This window comes from bacterium (assembly GCA_040753555.1).
Lineage (GTDB): Bacteria > UBA9089 > UBA9088 > UBA9088 > UBA9088 > JBFLYE01.
In genome coordinates this window covers 1-1934 of sequence record JBFMDZ010000305.1, presented here as the reverse complement: position 1 = coordinate 1934, position 1934 = coordinate 1, and the positions used below count along the sequence as shown (strand labels likewise).

Here is a 1934-nt window from a genome sequence, read left to right as displayed (position 1 = left end):
CCTTGATATTCAACAAGGGTGAAATCCTTGTGTTGCACGGTAACCAGGTGCTTTACAAGAATCTTTTCCTTATCATCAAGGATTACAACTTAAGTTTGCCCTCATCTCTCCAACATACTTCACATCTCCCCTATGAACTTATCATTACCCACATCTTTTATATATTAAGAAGAATTAGGGATATACATTAAAAATTCCCACACATTTTTCTTAAAATTTACATTTTTTAGGTATTAAGTTTTTATTTAATTTTTCCGATAATAATTATATGATAGATGTCTATGATAACGAAAATGATAATCTAAACCCTGACTCATATTTAGAAGAAACAAAAAAATGGATAAATACCGAATTTAATATTGCCGACTTTAATGATGTTCGTCTTAATAAAAGGCTGATGGACATCATTGTATCTTTTTGTTCTTCGCCTAATACTTCTATTCCTCAAAAATATAATTCGTGGGCTAAAATAAAAGCTACTTATAGATTTTTAAATAATAAAAAAGTATCTCATAAAAATATTTTAAATCCTCATCAAATAGCTACACAAAAAAGAATAAGCGAACAGCAAATTGTATTAGCCATACAAGATACTTCAATACTTAATTATACCTCACATCCTGAAACAAAAGGATTGGGTAATATTGGTTCTGATGAATCCATTAAAGGAATGCTCGTTCATACAACCTTATCTATGACTCCTTCCCGTGTTCCACTTGGAATTATTCATCAACAAACTTGGATAAGACCCTATGAAGAATATGGCAAAAAACATAGACGCTATGAAAAGTCTATTCAAGAGAAAGAAAGCCAAAAATGGCTTAACTCTTTACAAGCAACCGAACAACTCAAAAAAGATTGTCCTGATACTTTAATTATTAATATTGGGGATAGAGAAGCTGATATATACGAATTATTTCAACAAGCCAATGATATTAATGTCCAATCTAAACTTTTAGTCAGAGCTTTTCATAACCGTAATGTAGATGCTCAAGAACAATATCTTTGGTCATATATGAAGATACAGCCATTAGCTTGCACATTGGAAGTAAGTGTGCCTCGCAAAAAGAAGAAAGCTGAACGCATTGCTTATGTTGAATTACGCTTTTGTAATGTAACCATTAAACCTCCCAAAAGTAAATCAAATCTCTTTCCAATTACATTAAATGCAATATATCTTATTGAACCATCACCACCACTTGATGAAGAACCTTTATCCTGGATGTTACTTACAACTTTATCACTTAATTCTGTCTCTGATGCTGTTCAGTCTGTTGAATATTATGCACAACGCTTCTTAAATAGAATTATTCCATAAAATTCTAAAAAGTGGTTGTGGTATTGAAAAGCATCAATTTAAAACAGCAGAAGGACTTAGGCGCTGTCTAGCAATAGATTCCATTGTTGCCTGGAGAATTATGTTTTTGACTATGATTGGCAGAACAATACCAAACCTTCCTTGTAGTGTTATCCTTCAAGAGCATGAATGGAAATCTCTTTGGTGCTTTTACCACAATACCAAAAAACCTCCCAAAGAACCACCATCCTTATCTCAAGCTATTAGGATGATTGCACAATTAGGAGGATTTTTAGGTAGAAAAAGTGATGGTAATCCAGGAGCAAAGGTCTTATGGCGTGGTATGAAAAAGCTATCTGTCATTTCTTTAGCCTGGAAAGCCTTTGGTCCTCCATAAATCAATATTTCTCATCATCCCTTAAAATCTATTTCTTATTTTTAATTTATTTGTATTTTCTTATCTTCTTTTGTTATAATTTTGTTTTGGGGTATCTAAAATTGCATACTTAGTCCGTAACTTCCTGATTTTTAAGTAATATGTAAATTTAGATTTTCTATCAATTTTCGTGTTTGTTTGGGTATTTCAAGGTCTATCCATTGGGTTGAGGTTTTTACCTTCCTGTATTTACTTAAATAT

Annotated in this window: 2 protein-coding genes; both read left to right on the top strand. The window is 31.9% G+C overall.

What is annotated here, in order from left to right; genetic code table 11:
• Positions 1–268 precede the first annotated feature (268 nt).
• A complete protein-coding gene (locus AB1630_12850) occupies positions 269–1318 on the top strand; it encodes an IS4 family transposase (GenBank protein ID MEW6104678.1) in 1050 nt (349 codons plus the stop codon).
• A complete protein-coding gene (locus AB1630_12845; protein ID MEW6104677.1) occupies positions 1302–1694 on the top strand; it encodes an IS4 family transposase in 393 nt (130 codons plus the stop codon). Before AB1630_12850 ends, AB1630_12845 begins: the two co-directional genes overlap by 17 nt.
• Positions 1695–1934 lie beyond the last annotated feature (240 nt).

Excerpts from the sequence above, each read along its gene's own strand:
- AB1630_12850 (MEW6104678.1), top strand. The coding sequence starts at position 269 with ATGATAGATGTCTATGATAACGAAAATGATAATCTAAACCCTGACTCA.